This is a genomic window from Nitrosospira sp. TNL300 (assembly GCF_055385915.1).
On sequence record NZ_AP041005.1, the window covers coordinates 587,867 to 608,925 of the forward strand.

A 21,059-nucleotide genomic window follows, 5' to 3' on the forward strand; every position below is an offset into this window, starting at 1 on the left:
TCCAGCTAGCCTTCTTCCAACCGGTACTCGACATACGCCCGGTCCCGCAAGCGCTGCAACCATTCCTGGAATGCCGTCTCCGCTTTACGGGCGCGGATCGCCTGGCGTGCGGACTGGCGTTTGCGCTCCTGGCTTACATCCTGGGAGCGGCGCTCGATGACCTGAATGAGGTGCCAGCCAAAAGGAGATTGGACAGGCTCGCTGATTTCTCCTGGTTTAAGAGCGCTCATAGCCTGTTCAAATTCCGGAACCGTATCGCCCGGCGAGATCCAGCCGAGATCACCCCCGGTGGGGGCGCTGGCGTCTTCCGAATGAAGCTTCGCCAGTTCCTCGAACTTGCCGCCATGATCCAGGCGTTCTTTCAACTCGGCTACCCGTCTGTGGGCGTCGGCCTCCGAGGTGAGTTCGCTGATTTTTATAAGAATGTGGCGCGCATGCGTCTGGTCTATCAGGGTGGTTACTGTATCCTGGTTGCGGCGGTCGACCAGCTTGAGGATATGAAATCCATTCGGGCTTGGAATTATCCCGGTGATTTCTCCCGGTTTCATTGGAGTCAGTATTTCGGCAAACTTTTTTGTGAGCTGGGCAGCGGGGCGCCAGTTAAGCAGGCCACCTTCCATCGCATCCGGCGCATCCGAGAACTCGGCGGCTACCTGAGCAAACTCGGTTCCTGCCTTCAATTTTGCCAGGACGCTTTCTGCCCGCTGCCGTGCCGCATCGCGTTTCAAAGGGTCAGCCCCTTCGGACACCTGCACCAGAATATGGGCAATACGATATTCGTCGCTCTGGCTGGGCGAATCTTCCTGCGTTTCCAGAAAATGATCGACTTCCCCTTCGGTCACGCTCACGCGATTGCTTACCTCACGCTCTTTCAGCCTGACCAGGATGATTTCCTCGCGAATCTCATCACGGAATTTGCTGAAACTGACCCCGTCTTCCGCCAGCGCCCTGTCGAACTCATGCAGGGACATCTTGTTTTCCTGCGCGATACGGCGCAAAGTCTGGTCGAGTTCCGCATCGCTTACGGTCAGTCCGGTTTCGTTCGCAAGTTGCAGTTGCACGCGGTTCAGAATTATTCGCTCCAGAAGCTGCTTTTCCAGTACAGCAGGCGGGGGAGGCTGTACGCCTTGCTTTTGCAATTGTTTCAGCATGGCGCTGAGCATTTCGTCCAGTTCATGGCGGGTAACCACGTTCTCATTCACAACCGCAACGATATGATCGATGGTTTCCACCCCGGAATACGCCGGTTGCGGGGCAATGGCCATTACGGCAAACAGCGTTAAAAGGGGAAAGGAAATGGGAGAACGCGACGACAATTTCGTGCCCATGTCAATAAGCTTCTGGAATAGGGGAGAGATGGCGTGATCGTGACGTGCGAACAGTGATAGATGTGAGGTCTATGGCCCTTCTATCAAGCTGCTTCCCTGGCTACCTGTCCTGATATACCCGGGAATGCTGCGTTGCAATACGGTCAACGGGTTCGATCCGATTTGCATCAGGCCGTTCAACTCAAGCTGCAAAAAAGCCGCTGTGGTCGATTTCTGCGTAGCAAGGGTCAAATGCTGAAGCACAAATCGCAACGACCAGCAGCACGCATTATACTCAACTCCTGCCAGCCCTTCCAGAATTCTGTGGTCTAGTAGCGAGTAATTCAGGCGTGCCACCGTTTGCCATCTTTCCGACCATCGCCACTGGGTGGAAGCATCCACCTGATGCAGCACGTCACGGGTAAAACGGTAACCGAAATTCAACACGCGACCGGGTTCGGGACGATAGCTCACACCCGAGCGGACCACCTCTGCCAGAAGGCGTCTCTGATCGAATTGAAAACTGCTGTCGGTACTGATGGTCGGTGTGAGAAAACCCGACACCGCGGCAATAAAATCGGGTCGGCGATCGACGGTTTGCGGGGTCTCCAGTATGATCCGGCGATCGATAAAGCTTAATTGATGCCCAACAGCCAGGCGCAAACGCTCCCTTCCGGTACTGGACTCCAGCAGGCGGGTCGTCAGCGCAAAAGTCACCTGGTTGGCATCATTGATACGGTCGCTCCCGCTGAAACGGTTTTCCGACAGCATCTGCGCAAAGCTGAAGTCAGTCTTGGCGGAATCAAAATTCGGCAACTGATCTTGCGCGCGGAACGGGACGTAAACATAGAACACACGCGGCTCGAGCGTCTGCGTAAAGCTTTCTCCGCCCAGGGACATTTTGCGATCGAAGGCAAGGCCGCTGTCGAGGCTGAATATCGGCAAGGTGCGGGTGGGGGTTTCACCCGCCGAGCCGGCATCCTCCCCGAGGCTGTAACGGGTGTAGTGCATCCCCACCTTGGGCGTGATGAAGCCGAACGAATTGCGAAGAGGGTAGCTCATGCTTGGGAAGAGCACGATCCTGCGGCCGTTGACCAGGGTGGGATGGGAGAAGTTGGTCCAGCTCCCCAAAAGATTGACATCGACTCCCGTTCCCAGGACATCCGGCTTGTTCGCGTTCAACCCCACCTGCGGCAGGCGCTTGTAAGGCACGACAATTGTGGCCAGGGGATCCTGAATCGTCTGGAAGCTCTGGACAAGCGAGGTTACGTTAAATGTGCCGTCATCTCCCAGCCCGCGATTGTAAGACAGCAGTCCCTGTTGCAGCAGGTTGGTGCGGGATGTGAGATTCAGGTTGTTGCCAAAGTGGCGGAAATAGGCATCATCCGACACCCTGTTGTAATCCAGACGAGCGGAAAAGCCGCCTCCCAGATAATGATTGTGCCAGAACGAAGTGCGCCATCGCGTCGTTTGCGTATCCAGGTCACGAGGCACGATGTCGGCGAGCAGGTTGCTGCTCGAGTTTCTACCCAGGAAGCGAAATTCGTTGTTGATCGCCAGGCCACGCTTCGACATCATACGTGCGGAAAACGTAGCGTCATAGTTGGGCGCGATGTTCCAGTAGAAGGGCAAAGCCAGTTCAAGACCCGTCCTGCCGCTGGTGCTGTAAGTAGGTGCCAGTAATCCTGTTTTGCGCTCGCCACTGTATGAGAAATTCATCCAGGGGGTATACATTATCGGCACATCCTTGAAAGTAAGCTTCACATTTTTGGCGGTGCCCACTTTCTTGTCGTTGTCGAGCTTCAGGTCAGCCACCTGGAGAACCCAACTGTCGTCTCCCGCCGGGCAGGTGGTGTAGTTGGCCTTCTGCAGGCGGTACTGGTTCTCGCCTTCAAACAGGAGCATGCCCGCATAACCGCGGCTGCTCGCATCCTTCAAACGATAGTTGGGCTCGCTCAACTGGCCGGTTTTGCTCAGCAGATTGAACTTGAGATTGGATCCTTCCAGTATGTCACCTTCCTTTTCCACGCGAACGTTGCCCTGGGCTTCGGCATCGTTGGTGCTCTGGTTGTATTTCATCCGCTCAGCGGAAATAAACTGATCTCCGGTAGACAGTTCCGCCTTGCCTATCGCTTCGATTTCCTGCTCCACGTGACCTTGCAAGCGGTCTGCAACGACGAACACGGGGAGTTGTTTGTCTGTTTCCGCCTCAACTTCTGCCAGTTTTTGCTCAACCGCCTCGGGCTCAGCCTCCCCGGCAAGACGCAGCCTTGCTTCGCCCGCTTCTTCCCTGTGCCCTCCAATGCGCTCGCCTTCTGCAAACCCCGGTCTGCCCTCGTCTGCTTCTGCCGCCGCCGCTGCCCTCGCTGGCTTCTCCCCGCGCTTTTGCGCGGATAAACTGCGCGGCGCAGCCCGGGTCGTAGTGCGCAGCCTGGGCTCTCCTTCTTCTACGACGGGTTCGGGAAGGCGTTCCATACCGCTCGGTAAAACCATGCTTTCCGTCTTCTCCGATTCCTGGGCAGAGGTGCTTGTCCGGGGGTCGGTTTTTATTGCGGGGGATAGTGTATAGTTCTGCTGAGGCCCGGGTGGCGCATCTTTAGCGGTGGGGCCCGCTTTTTGATTGGGTTTTTTTATCTGATCAGTTGAAATGGCCGAGCGACTGCGCAATTCACTCTCGTTCCTGGCGCCAGACTCGTATTCATGATGGCCACGGATGCGTTCCGTATCGATAACCACCGGTTTATCGTCACCCTCACCAGGAGGGGCTGCGCGTTCCTGCTCTGGCCTGGAAGAAAGAGGCGGCTCGGCGCGCACATTCCAGGCAAGGCAAAACAGCAAAAAAGACCAGCAGGCGGAACGGATAAAACGCAATTTCATGTGAAGTTCTTCAACCTGAAAACGATATCATCCGGAAATGGATGAATGCCTATTTTCAAGCTCATAAGTCTCGCGTCACCGTATGGAAGCTGCTGTATGGAAGCCACCGTATGGAAGCATGAGCGCAGAATAGTGGGGCGCACGCGTGCAGATGGAAGCTGCTCCTGCATGCAGCCCCCCGCTCAACCGGCATCAGTAGTGGGCTGCAAGCAAACAAAAGCCGTAAGTGTAACAAAAAAGAGTGACAAGCCAGCAGCGATGAGGCCGAACGCACAATCGAAGCACGCTGACAGGATGGAACGGGCCAATTCCGGGCGGGCATATTTTAGCCGCAAGCAGGCGGACGCGTAATTCATTTATATATATCAGGAGCAAGCTTTGCATATTCATATTCTTGGCATCTGCGGCACATTCATGGGAGGCATTGCGGCAATTGCACAGGAAGCAGGTCACAGGGTTACCGGTTGCGATGCAGGAGTCTATCCCCCGATGAGCACGCAATTGAAATCGCGGGGTATCGAGTTGATCGAAGGGTTTTCCCCGGAGCAAACCAGGCTGAATCCTGACCTGTTCGTGATAGGGAACGTGGTGAGCCGCGGCAATCCCCTCATGGAAGAGATTCTTGACCGCAACCTGCCCTATATTTCCGGTCCTCAGTGGCTTTCGGAAAATGTCCTGCGGGGCAAATGGGTGCTTGCCGTGGCGGGGACGCACGGCAAAACCACAACCAGTTCCATGCTGGCGTGGATTCTCGAATATGCGGGGATGGAACCCGGATTCCTCATTGGCGGCATACCGCAGAATTTCGGAATCTCGGCCAGATTGGGTGGTTCAGGTTTTTTCGTCATTGAAGCCGACGAATATGACACGGCTTTTTTTGACAAGCGTTCCAAGTTTGTCCATTTTCACCCCAGAACAGCCATTCTCAATAACCTGGAATACGATCATGCAGATATTTTCAGGAACCTGGAGGAGATCGAGCAGCAGTTCCATCACCTCGTGCGCGTCGTCCCCGGCAATGGTCTTATCGTCAGCAATGGCCAGGAAGAGAATCTGGAGCGGGTTCTGAGGAAGGGATGCTGGACGCCCGTCGAAAGGATAGGCGTCCCCAATGGGTGGGAGGCAAACGTCCTCACGAACGATGCGGTTGCCGTATCCTTTTTAGGTGAATCCCAGGGAACACTGCTGTGGGAATTGCTGGGAAAGCACAACCGGATGAATGCGCTCGCCGCGCTGGCTGCCGCTCGTCACGCCGGTGTACCGGTAAAGACAGGCATTGCCGCGCTGGCGGAATTCAGGAATGTCAAGCGTCGCATGGAAGTAAGGGGTGTAACAAGGGATATCACGGTCTATGACGATTTTGCCCACCACCCGACAGCGATTCGTACAACGATCGATGGGCTGCGCAGCAGGGTGAAAGAGGCGCGCATCATTGCCGTGCTTGAGCCACGCTCGAATACCATGAAAATGGGCGTATGGAAAGAGAGTCTGGCAGACAGCCTGACAAGGGCGGACGTGGTGTTCTGCTACGCTGCCAACCTGGGCTGGGACCTGTCGCAAGCGCTGCTTCCGCTGGGCGAAAAAGCGGTTGCCTTTGAAGAACTGGACCAATTGATAGCCGCGATTACAGCATACGCCCAACCAGGCGACCATGTGCTCGTCATGAGCAACGCCGGTTTCGGCGGTATTCACGAAAAACTGCTCAAAAGGATGGCCGCAGTCGCAGTAGACGAAGTTGCCAGCGGGTAAGGGTTAAGCCGCCGCCAGTCAGGTGGGCGGATATGGCAGGACAGGAACCGGATTGACAATCAATCCGGGGATTTTACCTTGCCGCAACTCGCCCTGATCCAGCGTCCCGTGGTATCGGCGTGCTCGTTTACCGGAGTATTTTGCACCGTGCCCTTGAACACGGTCCATCCCGAAAAACTCTCCGATGTCGTAAACGAACCCTCGGCTCGCCCCTTGCCCTGCAATTGAGGATTGGTGCAGACGAGATCCATCTTGTAGTCATTCTCGATGCGGAGGGCATTCTTGATGCTGCATCCCGCTTCGTGAACGTGCAAATAGGAAGGAATCTCCTGGTCCGCCATTTCCTGAGTGATGCAGATTCTGGATGTGGCCGCTCCATTCTCGATCCGGGGTAAATCCAGTCCATATTGCTTCGCCAGATTCGTCAGCTGCTGCATTTGCTCGGGCGGAATCTGTGGCACCAGGGCCAATAGCACCGACGTCGTCGTTATTTCCCATAAGCCGGGCCGTATAGGGGTTTCTGCAGCATTGCCTACCGAAACCATGAATAACAGTAGTGATGGAAGGATTTTTCGCATCGAATCTTTCTAACCCGGTTCTCCAAATATTCACGTTGATTATACCAGCCCGCCAACTGAGGAGTTCCATACACGGAAAGGAGGTTTATGTACTAGCTACCGCTGTAGAACTTTCGAGGTGCCGCAAGAGGAAGGATCTGGGGTCGAGCGGTGAATTGCTCTCCTTGCGGACAGGAGGCGGGAGTTATGAACGGGAATAATAAGTGCCGGCTTACGCTTTCAGCTGTTGTGCTTTCCGCATCCTCGCTGATTCCTCGCTGATCACGTCGCATGCTTTTTCGCTGATCATGTAGACGGATGAAGCGATGAAGAAACCGGGTATTTTGGGGAAAACGGAAGCATCCACAATGCGCAGATTCCGGGTGCCATAAACGCGAAACCGACTATCGACGACAGCCATGGGATCAGTGGCAGCGCCCATTTTACAACTGCACGAGGCATGGTGTCCCCACGCCTGGTTTTTTATGAAACGCCGTATATCTTCACGACTCTTTACTTCCGGACCAGGCAGAACCTCCTCCTCGATCACGTCGGAGGAAAGTCTGACGATATTGCGCACTGCTTCCACTCCGGCGATAAGCGATTCCATGTCTTCTCCAGCGTTCGTGCCTTCCGAAAAATAATGAAAGTTTATATCCGGTACATCGCGGGGATCGGCGGATCGGAGCGTGACCCGGCCAGCTGTATTAGCGGTATGGCCCTTGAGGATGGCCCAGGTAAAGGCATTTTCCGTTCTGGCGATATTATCGGCATAGCCAGGATAATATCCCCGGAAATCCCCGATCAGGCCGAAAATGAATAAATCGGGATTGGGGCGTTCGGGAAACGAGCGCTTCATGAGTGCAATCGTCGTACCATTGGTGGTGTAGGGCCCGATGCCCTGAAGCCACTGGCTGAACTGGGAATCAGGCGCTTCGCCGGGGGCGGGACAGCGGAGTTTCATCCCCTTGATCAGGGGGATGTTTTCCCTGAGCCGGGTAACCACTCCCAGCTCATAACGATCCTGAAGGTTTTCTCCGACCCCTGGCAAGTCTACCTTTACCTCGATGCCATGGCTCACCAGTTCTTCCCGAGGGCCGATGCCGGAGAGCTTGAGCAATTGGGGTGTATTGAATGCGCCTGCGGAAACAATCACCTCCCGTTCTGCAAGCACGGTTTCCACGATCCCTGGGGTTGCTGTTCCATGCCGCGGGTCCGCACGATACTGATGGGCGCCAGAAATATACTCCACCCCATAGGCCTTGTTCTGTTCATCGAGCAGGATGCGCTTTGCCAGCGCATGAGTCCTGACTTCGAGAAAATTCGGGCATTGCTCGCGAACGCGCAATATGTACTCCCGGGCTCCAGCCCGACGCCCCTGCCGAGTAGTGATCGGTATCTTGCACAAGCCTTCCGGCCTTCTCCGGATAAAACGCCAATCGTTGGGATCGCCATGGGTTTTTATCTTGAGCAACGTTCGTTTGATCGGATTGATAATGCCGCTCAGTGATTCCTCGAGCGCAGCTTTTGAAAGCCTCCTCAGGACTTTGTCTCTCAGCAGCATTTCCCGCTCTGCCAGATTTGTCGGAAGCCAGCCTTCGAATCCATGCCGGCTATCCGGTTCTTCAGCTCGGCTGGCATACTCGCAGCGCTCCATGCGCTTGAAATATTTCTGCATATTTTCGCTGCGCCAGGATTCATCGCCGGTCTTTTCGGCGATATAGTCCCAATCGCTATTGTGGGGATAGATCAACAACATCGCATTGTGCGCAGTACATCCCCCCAGGGTGCCGGAGCGCGGGTATAGCACGCCGTTCTGTTCCGGAACGAACTTGTCATCCCGTTTCTGCTGCTCGTCATCGGCGTAGTGACGTACAAAGAAGTCCCAGCGCAACGCCTCGTGCTCCGAGGTACGCGCGTGAAAGGCGGGAACGTAATATTCGCAGGGGTCGTCTTCTCCCCCCGCCTCCAGCAGCAGCACGCGGAAACCTTTCAATGCGAGGTTACAGGCGAGCGGGCCACCGCCCGCTCCGGAACCGATGATGATGTAATCGAATTTGTTCCCTGCAACCGGCGGACAATCCAGGGGAGCAAAGGGTCGCGAGGTACCCTTCCAGAGAAGGGTAGAGCAACTGGCAAGAAAGGTGCTTGCGCTGGATACCAGCAGGGCGCTGAGCTTGACAAAACTACGTCGGGAGATCAAGGCGAAACCAATAGTATTTTTCTGCGGAGAGTCGCGAAAATCATTATAAAGGAAAAGTTTCCACCGGTTTGGCTGCAACTTCCCTTCGATTTACCCTGCCTTAATAAAGAATTCGCACTGCTCCCCCGAGGGGAGCAGTGATTCTGGCAGTGATCTGGGCCTAGAGCGTCACATCGTTTTGAGGAATTCGATCAATGCGCGTTTATCGCTATCTCCGAGCCCCGGCCGCCCTTCGTCTCCCGGCAGGTAATCGGTTCCAAAATAGTGACCCCGGTTGACCACGAAGTCCGGACATTTGCTCACGCCGATGAGGGGATCGACCAGGTCAGAATAGACCTTGCGTAATTCCGCATCCGTGATCCGGTCGGGCGTTACTTTGGCGGCGAGCAGGTCGCCCAGATGACCTTTGAGCGTCTTCAGCAGCGTCTTGACTTCGCCACCTCTTTTTTCGAGGTCCAGATTGGATAGAAGGCTGACGGGTGTGCCCTCCGGGATGGGTCCCAGATTCAATACGTCATCATGGATCGGCAGCCTGACATACCAGGGCAGGTAACCCTCCGGTATCAGCAGCCAGCTTCTTGCCCAGGTTCGGTCGATGATGCCCGGCACTTCCTTGCCCGAGCGAGTGACATAAGTGCGGCTTTCGCAACTTGTTCGTTCCTGAGCCCCATAATTCTTTTCTGCATAGTAACCACCCCCGTACAGGTCTTCCTGGTCGCAGTAGCGTTTTTCCGGCCAGAGCAATTGCTCTATCCCGCTATAAAAGGACTTCATCCTGTCTTCAACAGTGCCCGAGGGATAGAATTTGCCCAGGGTGTTATTCAACAGGAAGGGCGCCGAGGACCAGAGGCTTGCAAGCGAAGGCGGCCGGATATACCCGCGGCCGCCACCAGGCATGGGATAGGAGCGCGGCTCCCGTGTTATGGGATGGTGAATCAGCGCGCTTCCCACGGAGGGCAATTCCTTGTACGAGGTGGAGGAAAAATTATCCCAGGTATCGCCCTTGAGCGCGTTGGTTGCAAGGGAAGCGCAAATATTCGTTTCAAGGAGGGTGACAGGAACACGCAACTCGGTAGAAAGGTAATTGTCGGCAAGGAAATCCTCCTTCAGAACGATTTCTTTCATCTCCTGCCTGAATTCGTCCGTCTTTGTCCAGTTCCAGTACTGGTTCCAGCAACTCAGGTAATCAGGTCCGACGCAACCGTTATTGGGGAAGAATTTCACCGCTTTCTCCGGCAGCTTGCTGGAGTGGCAGCCGGCGCAATTCTCTGCAAATACTTCCTTGCCGCGTTTCAGGGTGGGCGTATCAGCGGTCAGATGATGCTCGCCTCCCGGCGCTTCCGCCAGATAATCCGGGCGGCTGGCTGCGAGGAAAAACAGCGATGTATCCAGAGTCTGGTTTTCCGTTGCCCGCCAATAGCTGGAATTCTTGTTGGCAGTGGTGATCGGGAATGGCGTGAACGGCTTGCCACCGATCAGCGGATTGATATGCTGAAGCCACTCCTCGCTGAAAAGTCCGATATTTACGAAAACGCGGTTAAAGGCACCAAGCGCGCCCACGGAATCCGCTCCATCCTTGAGCACCCGCGGAGTGAACACCGTGCCCGATTTTTCGAAGAACCTTCTCAGCGGACTCTCGGAAGATATCTCCGGATAATCGTTAAACTGCTTATTGTTCAACTCATCGCCCGTCAGTTGCTCCTTCCCGAAGCGCAATGCGTTCTTCATCCGCGCGCCCAGGTTGTACACCGCATTCATGGTGCGCGGATTGTTCATATAGTCCGTTGAAATGAGGGAGGTATCCAGGGCGCCAGGGCGATTGGTAGTGAGAAACTGATAGGCGAAGCTGTTCTTGTCGGCTTCGTAGGCGAATACCCGGTCGAACCAGAAATATTGCGCGCCGGGATTGGAATTAAGATTGGCCCACTGCGGGTTTTCCGGATCCTTCGGCGGATTGGAAGGGTTCGGGCCTACATGGCAGAATCCGCACGACATGCCGACCCGATAGGGCTTCACCAGGTTGGCATCGTTGTAGTAGGACGGATCGGTATAGTATCTCTCGGGGTCCCAGCGCTTTTTTGCGGCTTCATCGAAATCGGGATTAGGGAACAATCGCAACCCTACAATCCCGCTCGCATATCCGTAGTAGGAGCCGATCGGCACTGTCTTGCCGCGCGCACCGATCTTTACGCCAGGGTATTTCTCTTCATTCTCGAACGGGTCCTGCGCACAATTCGGATCGCGCACGTCGAGATACAGGCCGAAGCGGTCAGCGCGTCCTGACGGATTCCCCTGCGTATCCACGTTCTTCCTGAAGCATGGTTCATTGATAAGACCAAACCAGTACCACCGGTTATCCCGGCTATATCCCGGATTTTTGATGAGGTGCGGATGGTTTGAAAGAACCTTCAGGAGATCGAAGCTGCCCTCGCTGTTGATATTGAGATGGTCCCAGAACTTGTCATCGCCGCCTGTCCACACTATCCAGTTATTCCGGCCCCTGACGATGGCTTTTACAGCCTCTTCCGGAGCGCCGGAAATACCGGGAACAAACGGTTCCAGCGTGGCGACAACCTTCTGCGGGTCCTTGCTGATCCCATAGTCCATGTCCTTGAAGTAATCTTCGTCCGCGCCGGGGAAGCTCTCTGCTGATCGATTCACGCATTGTGCCTCGTCCTTCACTGCTCCGGCCTTCGCAAGCGGACCTTCAACACATTCGGTTGCAATCCAGGGCGGGCGCTTGTAGGCGCAGCCGATAAGCAATGTAGTCAATCCCATTGCAATGAGAGCGATGGCAACTCTTTTGGACTTCATGGGGCAGCCTCCTGGGAGAAATCGAATATTATTGATTTTTGCGGGTGCCGAAAAAAGCATCTCCCGACGATGAAAACGCAGTCTCTTTTTACAACGACGTCGAGTCGTAGACGTAACCCAGATCTTCCGTATCCACCAGATCATCGTATGATTCCCCCCACGGATCCATGATGCGGTCAGACCCGCTCAGGTTGGGTTCCGCCGATGAATTGGCCTGTTGCCAGATATGCCACAAACGGTCCACTTCGGCGTGATGAAGCCAGAAAACCGGATCCGTGGGGGATGACATGGTATTGTTCATGATACCGCCTATCCAGGCATGACCGTGATTATGAGCGGGAAGGCTCGTTCCATCCGGCCTCCGGCCCCAGCCCTCGAGCCCATAGGTGAATTTCGTATAGTCATTCTCATTGTTCAGACCGGTCTCCTGGATCGAGAACTGGTTAACGATGATATTCACATCCGTCGCGTTGGCCTTTTGCGGTGGCGAAGCATTTTTGCGTGACGGTGGCTGCGTTCCCGTATCCGGATCATTTGCGGGCAGAAAGCCGTTCAGCCAAGCGGGGAAGGGGTCTTCCCAGCGCCAATAGGGGACCGCAAGTTTTTCATTGGAACCAGGGCGGAGAATAGCATCAACACGCTGCAATTCCCGCTCGAACTCGACCAGATAACGGCGGTGCCAGCCCAGAAAACGGTAAAGACCCGTCTCGCCCATCATGCCATGCATGTCATGCGACATGTCCATGTGAAACCGGACCAGCTCCAGGTATTTGCCTTCCTCTACCAGGCGAACAACCGCATTGCGGAATGCCTCCCGTTTTTCTGGCGAGAGATCTCCCTGATTCTGCCGGGTGACCGGTGCGCCCGGCGGTTTGGGTGCGAAGGCGGCTGCTCCGCCAAGCAGGGGTTTTACGAGTTTCTTATGGACTTCCTTAAGCAACTCCAGCTTGTCCAGCGGAAAGCCGAGAGCGAGAACTTCATCAAAGGTTTTTGGGTGAAGGTGCTCACCGGTCTCATGCGAATGGTCCATTTTTTTGCTCCTGACAAAGGGTTGAGGGAGTTTGGGAAAACAAGCGGGCAATATGGCTAGCTCTCGTTCGATGCCCAATACGCCTTACACACAGTAACTATAGTACATGGCGATTGATCCGCTCGATTTTTCGAAGCCTGGCTGTGGTCTGTCTGCGCTTGGATTGAGGCAATCGAGAGCTCTGCGCCCAGAGGCGTTTCGCTTCAAAAAGCCTGCAAAAGAAGTCATAAATGGAGGAATCCAATCCAGCTCGCGCTGAATTGGCATGGACGACAGATTCTGAAAAACAAGAGAGGCCATCAGAGATAGCTTCAGCATCCACGGCGAAATTCAGGGAAACTGGCCACGGATTGCCCTTGATAGTTGATGATCTGCTGTATATCGCAACAATCGAAAACCGTATGCAAGGTATTGCGTGAATACCACAAAGTGCGCCAAATCTATATTGCCAGCTGACTTGGAGACAACTATATGACGATCGTTTTCATTGCTGGGTCAATGAATATTAACCACCTTGATCCTAGATAGTGTAGTCACGAGACTTTGAGCCAGAGGGCATGCATCTGATTTGGTAGCAAGGAATGATGTACTATTTTTGGCATATTGGGTTGCAATGCCTCACCAACGCTTCAGGTGGAGAAAGGTGTTTTCCACCGATTGCGGATGTATGAACAAGTCAAACGCAAGATTGAGGAGAAGATCAATCTATTTGGTCAAATCGGTGTCCTGAGACACAAGCAATCCAAATTTTTTGCTTGATCAATCTATCCATTAAGCCTTTAGAACCTTGGCAGATTGATAGTCATATCTTCGTCAGGTGTCTCTTCATGGATCACCCCCAGCGTTTCGAGCACTAGCAAAGAGATCGTCATGTCATAACGATCGGAAACGACCATCATCTCGCGAACGGCGGCATCAGTGAACCACACTTCCTTAGGATGTTCGATACCTAAACGATAATCCGATGCCGAGATTACCAAGTTGGGTGATCTGCTCAATGAGCGCGAAGGCAGTTCCATTCCCTGACGAAGATTCCTGAAGGCATATTTTTTAGCGCTACTACTAGCCTGCCACCAATACAACATCCCCTCTCGTCCCACAACGACCACTGCGGCTTGATTAGTGAATTCCAGCCACTTCAGTATTACCGCCGTTAGTGATACTCCATAACGTGCAGCGCACTCACCCAGCAGATCGAGTGTTATGTGTCGAGCGCTCACCTGTTGGGTGAAGTCATCGATCGGCATCAGCAAATAGGAAGCGAACTGATCTGCTTCTCGTTCGATGCTGATGCTAGTCATCCCCAATGTAGCGCCCTGCGAACACTGAAACATCTCCTGAAGCTTGCGATGAAGTACGAAATGTCCAAACTCGTGAGCAATGGTAAAATTCGAGCGTCCAGGCAATTCGGGATGAGGGTGATATAGAAGCGCCCAGACTTTCCTCTGTTTCAACCAGAAAAGCCCACCCTCAAAGCCGTTCAACTCCTGAGCCTGCAATTCGCCGATAGGCCCTTCTGGTGCAACTTGGGATGACCACTCCTGTGCTAGCGCTCCAGCATTGATGGGGAAGGTAGATCCATACACAGCGCGCCAGAGGTGCACTAATTTAATGGCTTCCCGCTTTGGCGATAGGGGTTTGGTCAAGCGTTACCCTTTCGGTCCAGCACATTAAGGATGTCATGTAGTTGCTGCTTGGTGGTATTGTCCAGCGCTCGGTACTTACGAAAGAAGGCTTCATCAGCCACATCAATCGAAGGGTCGGCGACACTATCATCCATGAGAAATTCTGGGGTCACCCCTAAGACTCTTGCAACTTCGTTAATGCGTTCGGCCGACGGACGAGTTTTCTCTTTGTTCTCTAGCTCCCACACGGATGACTTTGATGCGCCAATCTGCTCAGCGAGCTGCTCCAGCGTCAAGCCAGCTTTTTTCCGCAATATGCGGACCTTCTCACCTAATGTTGGCATGCAAGTTCGTAAGTTAGATAAAAAATATACTTGATTTCCGAAGTTCGGAAGTCCATAATTTTAATTATGGGGATTCCAAACTTTATGCGCAACTCTATTTTGCAACACAGGATGCCGATTCTTAGTAATCCTGTGATGAGGGTAACGTGGAATCTCACAGACAGTCAAAACCAAAGCAAAACAGGTTCTGACAAGACAAGAATGACGATAACCAAAGGAGATCCACTTGATTCGAGAATCTGTAGCCCTGCCCGAGCAACCAATTATTTCCATGCGATCTAAGGCCCGCTTCTTCTATCTCGTGGACACTATCGCGCAAGCTCATGAGCCTACACAGACGCAATTGGAGGCATTGGAGCGCTCATACAGCAGCACAGGTGAATTCCTCTCAACCTGCCCAGAACTCGGCCAACTCCTGCTAGAAATACATGCTCATGGCTCGCGCCAGTTGGGTACCATTGTTCGACCTAGAGATGGCTCACGCCAGGGATTCGACATTGATCTAATCGCCCGGCTCAGACCTAATGCGCTTAAAAAATACAACGGTGACCATGGTCCAGCACGACTGCTGGATCATCTCCATGCTGCCGTAAGGCGATATGCCGAAGCCCAGGGGCTTCGACTACATCGCTGGGAGCGCTGCATCACTCTCGAATATGCAGAAGGTATGTGTGCGGATATCGCTCCGGTAATTGATAATCCGTTGCTGACAGCACCCTTCGGCGAGACCCATGGACTCATTCCTGATCGTGAGCTCAGGCTCTACAACTCTACCAATCCTCGTGGCTACGCAAAGCACTTCGATTTAGCAGCAGCAATCTCGCCAAATTTTGTGGCTGAGGTAAATTTTGCTGAGGCCTTAGATTCAATTGCCCGTGCCGATGTAACACCGCTTCCAGATGCGAAAGAGGTCTTCGGTCGGTTGTTGTGTCGACTAGTACAATTGATGAAGATACATCGCAATGTCGCTTTTGGCGTTGCCCAGGCTGGGCAGGACATGGCGCCTTCTTCGGTTTTTATCACCACCTTGGCTGCAATGGCCTATACGGTAGAGGCACCAAAGCCTCATGAGAGCCCACTAGAATTGCTATTGGATATCGCTGAGCAGATGCCAACGTATTTCGAGCGTATACCGGTGCCTGATAGTTCTGAAGAGTGGATCCTACCCAATCCTTCTGCCCCTCGAGACAATCTTGCGGGAGGCATGAACTCTCATGCACGGCAAGAGGCATTTGTTTCCTGGCACCGCCTTCTGGTTAACGACTTGAAGCGAATTTTGAACACTATCGAGAACAACGCAGGGATGGATGTCCTGCTCAAGACCCTGGAAGCTGCGTTTGGCCAGCGTGCTGCATTGGCTGTCCAGCAAGACCATTCCCGGCGTCGTGAAGCCAGTCGTATTGCCGGTAGGGTTACCCTCATTGGACCTGGCGCAGCTACCCCTATCAGCGTCCCTGTCCGCTCACACACTTATTTCGGGCATTGATGGCACGATATCCGGCAACGCCTATTCCGACCTTGGCCCAGCGGGCCTTAGAACTGAGTGCTTTGCCGCTTGACGGAGCACGTGTGATTTCCTGTGCAGGGCGCTTGCTGCGGTACCAGTTCTTCATATCCCCAAGCGATTTTGGTCGAATCTACAAATGTGAATTGCAAGTGAGCCCGGATGCGCGCCCACCCGAGATGCTGGTTCTGCGACCTGATCTAACAATCCTTGCCGACAAGGACCCGCTGCCTCATGTTTATCCAAATAAAGGACGAGGGACGAAGCTCTGCTTGTGGTGGCCAAAACAACGTGAATGGTTACCTCAAATGAAGTTGACGGAGACCTATATCCCATGGACTTCGGAATGGCTCTGGTACTTTGAGGACTGGCTGACCACCGGCACCTGGTCCGGTGGGGGGAAACATCCTAGACAGCGCAAGAAGCGTTGGATTTAGTCTAAACGCTACTATGGACCGGGGGGCTGGAGGACAAATGAATGAAATCGCCGCAAAGCAAATAGAACCGCAGATGCTAGATCTTCTGCGAGCACGAACCTTGATTTATCGCCGGGTCAAGAACTATCAAGCCATCGGATTATGGTTTTCGCTGGGATTACCAGTGATCGGTCTCTCGGTCTCAGTCTTTGCGCCTGGATTTAGGCCTTTCGTTGCGTTCGTCGCACTGACATTCAGCTTCTTGGAAGTTCTTTTTTTCGATCGGTGGCAGTGGATGCAACTGAAGACCGCAGCCAAGTTGCAAGAGGAATTTGATTGTAAGGTACTGGGAATGGAATGGAATAGTTTTCTGGCGGGTAGCCCGGTTGAACCTGAAGAGGTATTTGCAGACACTTGTAAGAGGTTGAGCGCTAAGGATGAGCATCGCCTCATTAACTGGTATCCTGTAATTATTAAGGAGTTGCCTCTTCATTTGGCCAGGCTGATATGTCAGCGCACCAATCTTTGGTACGACAGTTCTCTACGCAAGAAGTATAGAACTTTCCTGCTGACTGGCACACTGACTCTCGGTATTACAGCTGGGGGAATTTCCCTAGTAATCGATTTTACGATGGCTTCTTTTGTGCTGTCGACGCTTGCACCGATGACACCTGTTGTAATCTGGGCGCTGAGAGAGTGTAATCGACAAGCAGCTACTATTGAGATGCTGGATCGACTGAAGGAAGAGGTGGGAAAATTGTGGTTACGCTCGATTACCGGCGCGACAGAGCAAGAGATCAGTATGCATTCTCGTGAACTACAAGATGCGATCTATAGTCACCGCGTGTCGAGCCCATTGATCTTCGATTGGATATATAGTTATTGCAGAAACCGAATGGAGGATCAGATGAATGCGGGCGCAGAGCATTGGGTGAGAGAGTTAAGCTTGATTCACTCGCGAGAGCTTGGCTGATGTTGATGCCGGGCGCTTGGTAAATCAAGTGTAGTAGTCGCGATCTCATCGGACAGTTACCCGGTTTGACTGGTGCAATTGTCAGATCAGATTTAACTGTTCAGTGCTGTGATTTTATCGTTCCAGTCCTCCTTTCCGTCAATTAAAGTTTGCATAGGCGTTCTCCCGCAACACATCTTGCCTTGATGAGTGTGGTTGTAATTGTAGTGGTGCAGCCAATCATCAGATCGTTTTGCAGTTCTTCGATTGATCTGTATATCTTGCGCCGGAAGGCGACCTGGTAGAACTCTTGCAGGATTGTCTTGTGAAAGCGTTCACAGATGCCGTTAGTCTGCGGTAATTGGCTTTGGTGCAGGTATGTCCAATATCATTGAGCGCCAGATAGAGCTGATAATCGTGAGTCTCTGGCTTACCGCAGTATTCCGTGCCACGATCGGTCAGAATACGGATCAGGCCTATGTCCTTGTCACCGGCAAATGTAAATTGATACAGGTTGGCAAGTGAGAATTGATACACCTCGCCATAGGGATAATTGCTGCTTTTTGAGCGGCGATGGTTTCATACGAGAAGTATATGCAAATCAAGATACTGCACAAGCAGGGCATCGATACCACCATTTTCCATCGCCGCCTGATAGCGATAAAAGGTATCACGGGAAAAGCCCATCACCTTGCAGGCACGCGATACATCGCCAAGCTCGGCGGCCAGATTAAGCAGCCCTACCTTGTGCTTGATAACATTTTGTTGAACACTACTCATGGGGTTACTCCTTTTGCGCTTTCCGCGCTCAATTTGATAAAGATTCGCACCTCTATCAAACCGGGTAACCCCACCTTTGGCAAGGCCTGCTGTCACATTAAATCAAAACTACTACAAATCATACCTGGGCTAAAAGCCTTGATTAATTTTCCATTCCAAGGTTTAAACCACCGGCTTTAGCCGGTCAGCTTTAGCTGCGAAAATAATAAGCTGCACGAAGGGAGGTGCGGCATGGATTACAGATACGGTAGCCATACAGTTTTTCAAATTGAGTACCATTTTGTATGGGTAACGAAGTGCCGCTACAAGGTTTTGCAGGGAGAGGTAGCGGAGCGAGTTCGAGAATTGGTGCGAGAGACGTGCGAAGCCTTTGAGATCAGGATAGTGAAAGGGGTGGTGAGCAAGGATCACGTGCATATTCTGACCAGTTTTCCACCGGGTATGGCGCCAAGCGAGATTATGAGGCGAATCAAGGGACGCACGTCGAGCAAGCTGTTTGAGGAGTTTCCGCATCTGAAAAAGAAGTATTGGGGAAAGCATTTTTGGGCGAGAGGATACTTTTGTGCCACGGTGGGGCAAATGACAGATGAGATGATCAAGCAGTATTTGGAGCATCATTCGAGCCGAGGCCTAACGATGATTTCAAAATGGAACCCGATTAGGACGTGTCGTTTAGTCGACGCGTATCCGGACTTTCAGTCCGTAACACTAACCCACCAGCTTTAGCTGGTGGTTGTTGAGTTGCTTAACTCATGGTGCTCAAATGGACGACGAATTCTGAGCATGATCTGGTTCGGCTCCACGTCTTTCTCGCATACGCTGGCACTAACTATCCCAATTAAACCCCATCATATAATCGTTTTGCGTGAACAAAAGTGATTAAAAGGATCTCTCGCGTGAGCTTGTTTTATTCTTACCAGTTCTTCGTAACTTTTATCAAAATAGGTTTTGGTAGGCACTGAGCTGTCTTTGAAACTGATGAAGGCACCTGAGGTATTGGGAATATCATAATCACGACAAACATCCATCCAGTCAAGCGCACGATTTACGCGGGTGTGCACTTCGTTGTTCTGCGCTTCCTTCTTTTGTTCATCAGTTTCGTTCCACCAGGTTTGGTACTGTATGGTGAATAGCTTGTCCTTATACGGAAAGGCACTTTTTGTTTTCTGCTCCGGGGTAATCACATGCTGATAATAATTGCCAGTGATGGCACCCAGAGTAATATAGGTAACCAGTCCCAAACCTTCGTTGCCGGGTAGTACGAGCGGAGAGGTGAGACTCTCCAGGAGTTTGTAATGCCCCTTCTCGCCAAGACCCTGCGCATTGACGAGGCGCGAGGTGATTTTATGGGGAGCTGGTTGATCCTCATCAGGAGGAAATGGCAGCCCTTCCAATCCCTGCATCAGGAGATTTACGTTGTAAAACGAATAGCGATCCCATGAACTCATCAATTGATCGCCGTAGGGTACATACTTGTCATCGTTGCCCTCAGTCTTACTGTTGTATTTTCTCCCGGCCTTATCCGTATCTTTAATGGGGCGAAGGGCATATCCGGTGGATTTGAAACGTTTATGTATAAACTTCAGCAAGCTGCCTTCATCTCCCTCCCAGTAGCCATACATCGTACAGCTATGACTCACGGTATGAGGATCAAAGGGCGCATCTTCGGGAGCATGCTTGGCAGTAATTTTCAGATTGGTCCCTACCAGCTGATTGGCTTCCGAATCGGTAGAAGCAATTACGTCTTCCCAAGCCTTCAACACGGTAAGGGTCGGGGTGGGCGCTGAGTCGCATATGGCAAATATCTTGTCTTCAGGCACATATCGGGATTTGTTCCAATTGATCTCAAACTTGATCATCTCCCAAGGCAGCTCAAAGGTTTCGATCACAAACTCGGTAATAATGCCGTAGCTGAAACCACCACCGCCTTTAATCGCCCACAGCAGTTCCCTTTCCTCCTTTGGCAGTTCTCGTTCCTCCTGGGGACTTCTGCTCATACGCAATTTGCGTATGGTGCCATCGCCAAGCACTACGGTTGCACCTACCACACGTTCGCAGCACATACCATACTTGCGAGTCCACGGGCCCCAACCTCCACCCATGGTATAACCTGCTATGCAAACCGTGCCACAGGTACCGTGCGGAATCATGAGATCCTTTTCAGCCAGTTCAGTAGTGAGTTTCTTGAATGGTGTACCGGGCTGTACGCGGACCAGTCGCGGTTTTGAATCAGCTTCCGCCTTCTTATCCTTACCATCAATAGTGACCGTATTCATTTTCGAAAGATCAAGGAGAATAGTATCAGTACCAGAACATTCCCCTTCATGGTCGTGTCCACCCGAGCGCACCCGTAAAGGCAGGGCAAGTTTGCTCGTAAACTTAACCGCCACACTTACCTGTTCGGTAGTGGTACATAGCACAATAGCGGCTGGCATAAACCGAAACTTGGTGTTGAAGATCTCGCGGCATTCGTCGTACTTTTCCCCATTCTCTTCCTTATTTTCATGAGAAAGAATTGTGGGGATCTCCACTCCGGCTAAACAGTAAGCCTCCCTGAGAGCTTCCCTAAGCTTAAAGGTAATATTCATGTTGTTAATTATTAAATTTGTGGTTGAACGGACAGTCGTATTTTACGGTTTTACCGTAGCAGAACAGTACTGTTGCTGTAGCGGATCCTGTCCGTAAATAGCGTGCTATTCATCTCCCATATACCGGGGGCTGATACCTCCTAATGGTCTAATTAAGGTAAATGCATCTGCCGCTCGGTGAATTTGCTCTTCTTCATGTCATGAGTCTCATGAGTCTTTTCCAAGTCAAATTCATGGTAGAAACTTCACTTTTAAACAGGCTCTTACTCAAGGTCAAAAATTTGTAAGTTTCTTGAAGGGCGCCGAGCTGTGC

The 21,059-nt window shown here is 52.5% G+C and carries 15 protein-coding genes and 3 pseudogenes; 7 read left to right on the top strand and 11 right to left on the bottom strand.

Translation table 11 applies throughout. The features are described from left to right. Nucleotides 1–5: 5 nt before the first annotated feature. Nucleotides 6–1,328, bottom strand: a complete 1,323-nt coding sequence (locus ACZ5BW_RS02635) for a peptidylprolyl isomerase (protein ID WP_464542248.1) — start codon at nucleotides 1,326–1,328, stop codon at nucleotides 6–8. 69 nt (nucleotides 1,329–1,397) lie between these two features. Beyond that, nucleotides 1,398–4,184, bottom strand: a complete 2,787-nt coding sequence (locus ACZ5BW_RS02640; protein WP_464542250.1) for an LPS-assembly protein LptD — start codon at nucleotides 4,182–4,184, stop codon at nucleotides 1,398–1,400. Nucleotides 4,185–4,280: 96 nt separating this feature from the next. Between ACZ5BW_RS02640 and ACZ5BW_RS02645 the strand changes: the two genes are divergently transcribed. Both ACZ5BW_RS02645 and mpl read left to right on the top strand, forming a co-directional pair. Next, nucleotides 4,281–4,535, top strand: coding sequence for a hypothetical protein (locus tag ACZ5BW_RS02645; RefSeq protein ID WP_464542253.1), 255 nt, complete (start codon nucleotides 4,281–4,283; stop codon nucleotides 4,533–4,535). 27 nt (nucleotides 4,536–4,562) lie between these two features. Further along, entirely contained in the window at nucleotides 4,563–5,933 is a 1,371-nt protein-coding gene (mpl, locus tag ACZ5BW_RS02650) for a UDP-N-acetylmuramate:L-alanyl-gamma-D-glutamyl-meso-diaminopimelate ligase (RefSeq protein ID WP_464542255.1), read from the top strand. Between the two features lie 59 nt (nucleotides 5,934–5,992). Here mpl and ACZ5BW_RS02655 read toward each other — a convergent pair whose 3' ends face one another. The 4 genes from ACZ5BW_RS02655 to ACZ5BW_RS02670 all read right to left on the bottom strand — a co-directional run bounded on the left by ACZ5BW_RS02655 (nucleotide 5,993) and on the right by ACZ5BW_RS02670 (nucleotide 12,537). Then, nucleotides 5,993–6,511 carry a DUF3617 domain-containing protein gene (locus ACZ5BW_RS02655; protein ID WP_464542258.1) on the bottom strand — a complete coding sequence of 173 codons (519 nt, stop codon included), beginning with the start codon at nucleotides 6,509–6,511 and terminating at the stop codon, nucleotides 5,993–5,995. A gap of 211 nt (nucleotides 6,512–6,722) precedes the next feature. Then, complete coding sequence (locus tag ACZ5BW_RS02660; RefSeq protein ID WP_464542260.1) at nucleotides 6,723–8,693, bottom strand: GMC family oxidoreductase; 1,971 nt, start codon at nucleotides 8,691–8,693, stop codon at nucleotides 6,723–6,725. Nucleotides 8,694–8,861: 168 nt separating this feature from the next. Continuing rightward, nucleotides 8,862–11,507, bottom strand: a complete 2,646-nt coding sequence (locus ACZ5BW_RS02665; RefSeq protein ID WP_464542263.1) for a hypothetical protein — start codon at nucleotides 11,505–11,507, stop codon at nucleotides 8,862–8,864. 88 nt (nucleotides 11,508–11,595) lie between these two features. Then, the gene (locus tag ACZ5BW_RS02670) at nucleotides 11,596–12,537 is read right to left on the bottom strand and encodes a tyrosinase family protein (RefSeq protein WP_464542265.1); all 942 of its coding nucleotides are present in this window, start codon (nucleotides 12,535–12,537) and stop codon (nucleotides 11,596–11,598) included. A gap of 230 nt (nucleotides 12,538–12,767) precedes the next feature. Here ACZ5BW_RS02670 and ACZ5BW_RS02675 point away from each other — a divergent pair, with 230 nt between their 5' ends. Then, nucleotides 12,768–12,956 carry a hypothetical protein gene (locus ACZ5BW_RS02675; protein WP_464542267.1) on the top strand — a complete coding sequence of 63 codons (189 nt, stop codon included), beginning with the start codon at nucleotides 12,768–12,770 and terminating at the stop codon, nucleotides 12,954–12,956. A gap of 360 nt (nucleotides 12,957–13,316) precedes the next feature. Here ACZ5BW_RS02675 and ACZ5BW_RS02680 read toward each other — a convergent pair whose 3' ends face one another. Both ACZ5BW_RS02680 and ACZ5BW_RS02685 read right to left on the bottom strand, forming a co-directional pair. After that, nucleotides 13,317–14,183, bottom strand: coding sequence for an ImmA/IrrE family metallo-endopeptidase (locus ACZ5BW_RS02680; protein ID WP_464542269.1), 867 nt, complete (start codon nucleotides 14,181–14,183; stop codon nucleotides 13,317–13,319). After that, on the bottom strand, nucleotides 14,180–14,506 hold the full coding sequence (locus tag ACZ5BW_RS02685; protein ID WP_464542271.1) for a helix-turn-helix domain-containing protein: 327 nt from the start codon (nucleotides 14,504–14,506) through the stop codon (nucleotides 14,180–14,182). Before ACZ5BW_RS02685 ends, ACZ5BW_RS02680 begins: the two co-directional genes overlap by 4 nt. Nucleotides 14,507–14,732: 226 nt before the next feature. Between ACZ5BW_RS02685 and ACZ5BW_RS02690 the strand changes: the two genes are divergently transcribed. From ACZ5BW_RS02690 to ACZ5BW_RS02700, 3 genes are read left to right on the top strand one after another with little or no spacing between them, the layout of a single operon-like run. Then, nucleotides 14,733–15,992 carry a nucleotidyltransferase domain-containing protein gene (locus ACZ5BW_RS02690; RefSeq protein ID WP_464542274.1) on the top strand — a complete coding sequence of 420 codons (1,260 nt, stop codon included), beginning with the start codon at nucleotides 14,733–14,735 and terminating at the stop codon, nucleotides 15,990–15,992. Further along, on the top strand, nucleotides 15,992–16,447 hold the full coding sequence (locus ACZ5BW_RS02695) for a hypothetical protein (protein WP_464542276.1): 456 nt from the start codon (nucleotides 15,992–15,994) through the stop codon (nucleotides 16,445–16,447). Before ACZ5BW_RS02690 ends, ACZ5BW_RS02695 begins: the two co-directional genes overlap by 1 nt. Before the next feature lie 37 nt (nucleotides 16,448–16,484). After that, the gene (locus ACZ5BW_RS02700) at nucleotides 16,485–17,399 is read left to right on the top strand and encodes an S-4TM family putative pore-forming effector (protein ID WP_464542278.1); all 915 of its coding nucleotides are present in this window, start codon (nucleotides 16,485–16,487) and stop codon (nucleotides 17,397–17,399) included. Between the two features lie 92 nt (nucleotides 17,400–17,491). Here the strand turns inward: ACZ5BW_RS02700 and ACZ5BW_RS02705 are convergent. Both ACZ5BW_RS02705 and ACZ5BW_RS02710 read right to left on the bottom strand, forming a co-directional pair. Further along, nucleotides 17,492–17,852 (bottom strand): annotated as a pseudogene (locus ACZ5BW_RS02705) (integrase core domain-containing protein); the annotation flags it as partial. Between the two features lie 176 nt (nucleotides 17,853–18,028). Beyond that, nucleotides 18,029–18,158, bottom strand: a pseudogene (locus ACZ5BW_RS02710) (helix-turn-helix domain-containing protein); the annotation flags it as partial. Between the two features lie 231 nt (nucleotides 18,159–18,389). Here ACZ5BW_RS02710 and tnpA point away from each other — a divergent pair. After that, a pseudogene (gene tnpA, locus ACZ5BW_RS02715) lies at nucleotides 18,390–18,820 on the top strand (IS200/IS605 family transposase). Between the two features lie 186 nt (nucleotides 18,821–19,006). Here the strand turns inward: tnpA and ACZ5BW_RS02720 are convergent. Beyond that, on the bottom strand, nucleotides 19,007–20,746 hold the full coding sequence (locus ACZ5BW_RS02720; RefSeq protein ID WP_464542280.1) for an FAD-binding oxidoreductase: 1,740 nt from the start codon (nucleotides 20,744–20,746) through the stop codon (nucleotides 19,007–19,009). Nucleotides 20,747–21,059 lie beyond the last annotated feature (313 nt).

Bases quoted from the DNA above. Each gene is read 5' to 3' on its own strand.
- ACZ5BW_RS02635 (WP_464542248.1), bottom strand. From the start codon at position 1,328: ATGGGCACGAAATTGTCGTCGCGTTCTCCCATTTCCTTTCCCCTTTTA.
- ACZ5BW_RS02640 (WP_464542250.1), bottom strand. From the start codon at position 4,184: ATGAAATTGCGTTTTATCCGTTCCGCCTGCTGGTCTTTTTTGCTGTTT.
- ACZ5BW_RS02645 (WP_464542253.1), top strand. From the start codon at position 4,281: ATGGAAGCCACCGTATGGAAGCATGAGCGCAGAATAGTGGGGCGCACG.
- ACZ5BW_RS02655 (WP_464542258.1), bottom strand. From the start codon at position 6,511: ATGCGAAAAATCCTTCCATCACTACTGTTATTCATGGTTTCGGTAGGC.
- ACZ5BW_RS02665 (WP_464542263.1), bottom strand. From the start codon at position 11,507: ATGAAGTCCAAAAGAGTTGCCATCGCTCTCATTGCAATGGGATTGACT.
- ACZ5BW_RS02670 (WP_464542265.1), bottom strand. From the start codon at position 12,537: ATGGACCATTCGCATGAGACCGGTGAGCACCTTCACCCAAAAACCTTT.
- ACZ5BW_RS02675 (WP_464542267.1), top strand. From the start codon at position 12,768: ATGGAGGAATCCAATCCAGCTCGCGCTGAATTGGCATGGACGACAGAT.
- ACZ5BW_RS02685 (WP_464542271.1), bottom strand. From the start codon at position 14,506: ATGCCAACATTAGGTGAGAAGGTCCGCATATTGCGGAAAAAAGCTGGC.
- ACZ5BW_RS02695 (WP_464542276.1), top strand. From the start codon at position 15,992: ATGGCACGATATCCGGCAACGCCTATTCCGACCTTGGCCCAGCGGGCC.
- ACZ5BW_RS02700 (WP_464542278.1), top strand. From the start codon at position 16,485: ATGAATGAAATCGCCGCAAAGCAAATAGAACCGCAGATGCTAGATCTT.
- ACZ5BW_RS02720 (WP_464542280.1), bottom strand. From the start codon at position 20,746: ATGAATATTACCTTTAAGCTTAGGGAAGCTCTCAGGGAGGCTTACTGT.